Source organism: Coriobacteriia bacterium, assembly GCA_013334745.1.
Lineage (GTDB): Bacteria > Actinomycetota > Coriobacteriia > Anaerosomatales > JAAXUF01 > JAAXWY01.
Genome location: JAAXWY010000013.1, coordinates 46,909 through 53,414, shown reverse-complemented (window position 1 = coordinate 53,414; position 6,506 = coordinate 46,909). Strand labels below are relative to the sequence as shown.

Here is a 6,506-nt window from a genome sequence, read left to right as displayed (position 1 = left end):
GAAGGCGTACGCACGTATCTCGGCATGTATCAGTACGCGCGCAACCTCGAGCTCCTCTACGAGACCCCTGCCGAGCTTCCCATCGACGTGGCCCCTCCAAAGCACAACCTGCAGGCGATGCTGCGACGCGTCGCTCGCAGTGGCAGGACCGTGCTCACCGAGGAGGAGTCGAAGCGCTTCATCACCACTTACGGCTTCCCGGTCATCGCGCAGGTCCTCACCGACAACCTCGAAGAGGCACTTGCGGCGGCGAAGAAGATCGGCTATCCGGTGGTGCTCAAGATCGTCTCGCACGACATCACCCACAAGAGCGCCGCCGGCGGTGTGGAGGTGGGCGTCTGCTCTCCCGCCGATCTCGAGTCGGCGTACTCGCGAATGATGAAGCGGGTCAAGAAGCGTGCACCCAAAGCCGTCATCGAGGGCGTAGCGGTGCAGCAGATGGTCCGCGAGGTCGACTACGAGTTGATCCTCGGGATGAAGCGGGATCAGCAGTTCGGCTCGGTGCTCGTGTTCGGCGCCGGAGGGGTTGGCGCCGAAGGACTCGCCGACTTCGCCGTGGGCCTGCCACCGCTCAACCAGACGCTCGCACGCCGCATGATGGAGGAGACCCGCATCTTCAAGACGCTCGTGTCGCCTCGCAAGGGCGTTGTGGCGCCACGCGTTGAAGAACTCGAAGAGCTGCTGACGATGCTCTCGAACATAGTCGTCGACTTCCCCGAGATATCCGAGATCGACATCAATCCGATTGTCATCGCGGGGGGCAAGGCGCAGGCGGTCGACGCACGCATCGTCGTCGATCAGTGTGTGCTCGATGGCAAACCCAAGTTCCCGCACCTCGTCATCACGCCGTATCCCACACGCTACGTCACGCCGTGGAGACTTTCGGACGGCACAGATGTCATCTTGCGGCCGATACGGCCCGAGGACGAGCCGATGGAAGCGGAACTGCTCGCCACCACGTCCGAGGAGACGCTGCGGGGCCGCTTCCTCGGCAACCTCGTCAACGTATCCCACGAGATGCTCGTGCGGTTCACCAACATCGATTACGACCGTGAGATGGCGATCGTTGCCGAGTACACCAAGGGCAAGAAGAAGCGGATCATCGGAGTGGCTCGGCTGATGGGCGAGGCGGATCGTGGCCGCGGTGAGTTCGCGGTGCTCGTGCACGATGAGTTCCAGGGTCGCGGGCTCGGGTTCAAGCTGACCGACGTCATCATCGGCATCGCTCAGGAGAAGGGTCTGCGAGAGATCAGCGGATTCATCGACTCGAACAACCGCCGCATGCTGCGCGTCGTATCCGAGCTCGGGTTCGTCGAGGAAGGCACACTCGACTGCGTGACCTCTGTCAGGCTCACGCTCGAGTAGACCCGCTCACCCACGCGGTCTCACTCGGGCTACCATGGAGTCACGCAGTGTCGTCCCTCCCGAGCGAGGATCCGGTATGCACTCCGATGAGGTCTACATGGCGTTGGCGCTCGCGCAGGCACGCGCGGCCGGCGAGATCGGCGAGGTGCCGATCGGCGCTGTCGTCGTCTGTGACGGCGCTGTCGTCGCTAGTGGCATGAATCGCCGTGAGGTCGACCACGACCCCGCAGGCCACGCTGAGTTCCTCGCGATTCGCGATGCCGCCTCAAAGCTCGGCCGCTGGCGCCTCTCGGACTGCACCGTCTACGTGACGCTCGAGCCGTGCCCGATGTGCGCGGGGCTCATGCATCAGGCCCGCATCGCGCGCTGCGTGTACGCGGCGCCCGACCCCAAGGCCGGTGCGCTCGGCACTCTGTACGACCTGTCGAGCGACGAGCGCCTCAACCATCGCTTCGAGGTGAGCACGGGAGTTCTCGCCGATGAGTCCGCAGAGCTTCTGCGCGACTTCTTCCGGCGACTGAGGGAGGAGCGGCAGTGATGTCCTTCGTCGAGCGTTTCGCCGGCGCGCGTGGGCGCCGCTCGGCTGCTGCGCGGTTTGCGATGCTGGCACGTGCCGGGTTACTCGCAGCCGTCCTCGCTGTCGCGGCCGTCTCGCCGACCGCGGCCCTCGCCAAGGACTTCTCGATCGGGTCGATCTCCATCGAGTCGACCGTCGCGCCCAACGGCGACCTGGCCGTCGTCGAGCATCGTGAGGTCACGTTCGATGGCCAGTTCAGCTGGGTCGAGTGGGACCTGCGCGAGACCGGTTCACAGGGCATCGAGGTCGTGGGCGTGACGGCGATCCGCAACGGCATCGAGCAGGATCTCGAGCTCGTCGACGGCACGGCGTTCGGAACCGGCACGTACTCGGTTGTCGACGACGGTGGCGGCGTGACGGCGCACGTGGCGTTCTCAGCGCTCGACGAGACCATCGAGTACCGCATCGAGTACGTGGCCCGCGGCGCGGCGAAGCGCTACGCCGACACCGGCGAGCTGTACTGGCAGTTCGTGGGCGACCGGACGTCGCTTTCCGCCGGGCCGGTGAACGTGACGATCGCGCCCCCCGCAGCCGTGAGCAAAGAGCAGGTCCGAGCCTGGGCGCACGGACCGCTGACGGGCACCGTCGACATCGCAGCCGATGGTGCGGTCACGCTTGCAGTGCCCGAGCTGCCGGCGAACACGTTCGTCGAGGCACGCGTGCTGTATCCCGCCGAGGCGCTTGCGGCCGCAGCGGTCATCGACGAACCGCGCCTGCAGGCGGTGCTCAACGAGGAAGCGAAGTGGGCCAACGACGCCAACTACACGCGAATCAAGGCGCGCGTTCAGGTGTGGCTGGCGATCGGCATCCCCGCGCTTCTGTCGCTCGGCGGCGTGATCTTCGCGCTGTGGGCGTTCCTCGCGCATGGCAAGGAGTACCGCTCGTCGTTCGCCGGCGAGTACCTCCGAGAGGATCCGCGCCCGGATCTCTCGCCCGGTGTCATCGGCTCGCTGTGGCGGTTCGGTACGCCAAACGCCTCGGATGTGGCTGCCACACTCATGGACCTCGCCGATAAGAAGGTCGTCTCGCTGAAGCAGATCGTGGTTCAGACCGATGGATTCCTCGGAATGGGGGCCAAGGAGGAGCCGAGCTTCGAGCTGGGACTCAATCCAACGCCACCCGACGGCGTCGTCCAGCCCACCGACAAGCTCCTGCTCGACCTGCTCTTCGAGACCATCGGAGCGGGCGGGATCGTCACGCTCGACGAGATCAAGAGCTACGCGAAGGACAACCCCAAGTCCTACACCGATGACCTCAAGGCCTGGTATGACGCGTGTGAAGCGCAAGCCGATACGCTCGGGATGTTCGAGGGGAACAGCTGGTCGTGGCGCGTGGGCATCGCGTTTCTTGCCGGCACCGTGGGCGTGGTCGGGTTCTTCGCAACTGTGATCGGCGAGAGTGTCGTGCCGGTCTGCGTGGCGGTTCCCGGGACCGCGATCATCGCACTCATCGCAACCAAGATGACGCGACGCAGCCGCGCGGGTAACGACCTCTACGCGCAGTACAAGGCGGTCGAGAAGTACCTCAAGGACTTCGGTCGGCTCGACGAAGTACCGCCCGCGTCCATCGTGTTGTGGAACCGCTTCCTCGTGCTCGCCGTGACGTTCGGCATCGCAACTCAGGTGATAGAGCAGATGCGGGTCAAGATGCCCACGCTCGTCTCCGATCCCGCGTTCCAGACAACCTACTGGTGGGTGTATGCGGGCAGCGGCTACGGCTCGCCGGTCTCATCGCTTGCGGGCGGGTTCGCCAGTGCGTCGAGCATCGCCAGCAGCGAGATGTCGTCGTCGAGCGGCGGCGGCGGCGGGTTCTCGGGTGGCGGCGGAGGCGGAGGCGGAGGCGGCGGGTTCTCGGCAGGCTAGGAGCCGCTCGAAGTCAGCGTCTTCTCGGCCGCGGTCAAGGTGCGCTTGCCGGCGGCAGCCGACTCCATGTCGGCCCACGGATCGACGCCGGCGGCGATGCGCTCGAGGACGCGTGCGGTGGTGATCGCGCGGATGTCGAGGTCGTCGGTGAGCTCGGCCCATGCCAACGGCGCCGAGCACGACGGACCCGACAGGTTGCGAGTCGAGTACGGCGCGACCGCGCTCGCACCTTCGGCGTTGCGAAGGTAGTCGAGGAAGATGCGGCCGTCGCGTGCGCTCTTGGCCATCTTGCCCACGAGCAGATCCGGGTTCGCGACGACGAGCCTGTCGACGATGGCTTTGGCGAGCGCCCGTATACGCACGAACTCCCACACCGGCTCGATGGGGATCGTGACGTGCAGCCCCTAGCTGCCGGTCGACTTCACGTAGACCGCGAAACCGAGCGCGTCACACTGCGTGCGAACGATGCGTGCGGCTTCGCAGATCTGCGGCCAGGTCACGCCGGGACCGGGGTCGAGGTCGAAGACGATGCGGTCGGGGCGCGTCAGCCCATCGACGTGGGAGAGCCAGGTGTGGATCTCGAGCGCACCCATCTGCGCGAGCGCGACGAGCCCCTCTGCCGTGTCGACGACGAGCAGCTCGTCGGGATTGGGGTGGCCGGTGAGCGTGTGCGATACGGTGCGGATGCTGGGTGACAGGCCTGCGTCCGGATGCCGCTGGTAGAAGCAGGCGCGCCCATGGCCGACGGGACAGCGCACGAGCGTCAGCGGCCTGCCGGCGATGTGCGGCAGCATCGTCGGCGCGGCAGCGGCGTAGTACTCGGCGAGCGCGAGCTTCGAGAAGTCGGAGTCGGGGAAGAGCGGCTTATCCGGGTTGGTCAGCTTCACGCCGAGCAGCTCGGTCGGCTTGCCGTAGCTCTCGCGCTTCGAGCGGGGTGCGGGCTTTGCGGCGTCGGAGCCGGGAACGGTTGCACCTGCGGTCGCTCCGGCAGCGATGGGTGCGACGTCGTCCGCGTCGGCGCTGGGCTGCTCGCGAACCACCTCGGCGGCGGGCTTGTCCTCGCGTACGCCGAGAAACACCGGCTGGCGCAAGACGCCCTCACTCGTCCACTCGCGAAACGCCGCCTCGATGACGAGCGTCGGCTCGACCCAGTGCACGACGTGGCCCGACACGCGAGGCACCGCCGAGAACGGCGAGTCTTCGCGCCCGAGCCCGCCGAGCCGCTCGGTGAGCGCCGCCAGCGTGGCATCGTCGAATCCGCTGCCGACGCGTCCTGCGTACACCAGCTCGCCGCCCTCGTACGCACCGACCAGCAGGGAGCCCAGCGCGCCGCGCGATCCCTGCCCCTCGGTGTAGCCGCCCACGACGAGTTCCTGAGTGTGGCGGCACTTCACCTTCTGCCAATCGCGGCCGCGTCCGGCAACGTAGCGGCTGTCGGCCCGCTTGCAGACGACACCCTCGAGTCCCGCCGAGCACGCGTGGGCGTACAGCTCGCGCGCGCTGCTGTCGATATGGTCGGCGTAGCGCAGTCGCGAGGTCGGGCCCTCATCGGCGAGCAGCGTCCGCAGCAGCTCCTTGCGCTGAGCGAGCGGCATGTCACGCAGGTCGTGCCCGTTGAGGACCAGCAGGTCGAAGGCGGCGAAGGCGATCTTCTCGGGATGTGCGCCGAGTGCGCGCTGCAGCAGTTCGAAGCGCGAGACGCCGTCCTTGTCGAAGACCACGGCCTCGCCGTCGAGCACCGCCGAGACGGCCGGCAGACCCTCGACCGCGCGACACAGCGGCGCGAAGCGGTCCGACCAGTCGGCGTGGTTGCGCGTGAACGCCCGCCCGCGCCCATTCTCCAGCGCGAGCACGAGCCGGTACCCGTCGTACTTCGCCTCCGCGATCCACCCGTCGCCCTCAGGCGCCGTCTCGACCAGCGTCGCAAGTTCGACGTCGATAGGGAGGGGCAGCGCATCGAGGGGTTTGGGGGGTCGCGAGGGGTTTGGCTTGGATGGGTTGGCTGCTGCGCGGGGACGCCGGGCCCGACTCGGCGGAATGCTCGCAGGCTCATCAGCTTCGGGAGCGCGAGCGGCCGACGCCGGGACCCGTTCCGGCGTGTCCGACCCCGCAGCCGCGCCCTCACCATGCGCGACCTCGTCGATCGACCGCCCGCTGATCGCACTGTCGGGCATCTCGGCGACGACGTCGAACTCCTCGTGCGGGCGGACGAACTCATCCTTCTCCTTGATGAGCAGCCAGTTCTCGCGCTTCTCGCCCGGCCGCGGACGCATGCGCACGAGCACCCATCGGCCGGTCAGCTTCTCACCCGCGAGTTCGAACTTCAGGTCGCCCTTCTCCAGCGCGGCATGCGGCTCGTGCACCGGCGTCCATGTGCCGTGATCCCACACGATCACGGTGCCGCCGCCGTACTCGCCGACAGGGATGGTGCCTTCGAAGCCACCGTACTCGAGCGGATGATCCTCGACGTGAACCGCGAGCCGCTTCTCGTGCGAGTCGTACGACGGTCCTTTGGGAATCGCCCACGACAGCAGCACACCGTCGAGCTCGAGGCGGAAGTCGTAGTGCAGCGCCCTCGCCGCGTGCTTCTGCACGACGAACTTCAGCGCGGGCGCGTCGGGAGCCGGCTCGGCGCCCGAGGGCTCGGGCGTGGCCGAGAAGTCGCGCTTGCGCCGATACTCCTCGAGCGGCACGGGGCAGCC

The 6,506-nt window shown here is 67.4% G+C and carries 4 protein-coding genes and 1 pseudogene; 3 read left to right on the top strand and 2 right to left on the bottom strand.

The window, feature by feature from the left end; translation table 11 throughout:
- The 3 genes and pseudogenes from HGB10_05275 to HGB10_05265 form a co-directional block, all read left to right on the top strand.
- A partial coding sequence (locus HGB10_05275) for a GNAT family N-acetyltransferase (GenBank protein NTU71211.1) occupies window positions 1-1,365 on the top strand: 1,365 nt, incomplete at its 5' end.
- Between the two features lie 76 nt (window positions 1,366-1,441).
- Window positions 1,442-1,903 (top strand): nucleoside deaminase, encoded by a 462-nt coding sequence (locus HGB10_05270; protein NTU71210.1) that lies wholly within the window; start codon window positions 1,442-1,444, stop codon window positions 1,901-1,903.
- Window positions 1,903-3,579, top strand: a pseudogene (locus HGB10_05265) (DUF2207 domain-containing protein). Before HGB10_05270 ends, HGB10_05265 begins: the two are co-directional and overlap by 1 nt.
- Window positions 3,580-3,800: 221 nt before the next feature.
- Here HGB10_05265 and HGB10_05260 read toward each other — a convergent pair.
- The gene (locus HGB10_05260; GenBank protein NTU71209.1) at window positions 3,801-4,166 is read right to left on the bottom strand and encodes a hypothetical protein; all 366 of its coding nucleotides are present in this window, start codon (window positions 4,164-4,166) and stop codon (window positions 3,801-3,803) included.
- Window positions 4,167-4,208: 42 nt separating this feature from the next.
- Complete coding sequence (ligD, locus tag HGB10_05255) at window positions 4,209-6,497, bottom strand: DNA ligase D (GenBank protein ID NTU71208.1); 2,289 nt, start codon at window positions 6,495-6,497, stop codon at window positions 4,209-4,211.
- Window positions 6,498-6,506: the final 9 nt, after the last annotated feature.

Coding starts and splice junctions, on each gene's coding strand:
- HGB10_05270 (NTU71210.1), top strand. CDS start 1,442: ATGCACTCCGATGAGGTCTACATGGCGTTGGCGCTCGCGCAGGCACGC.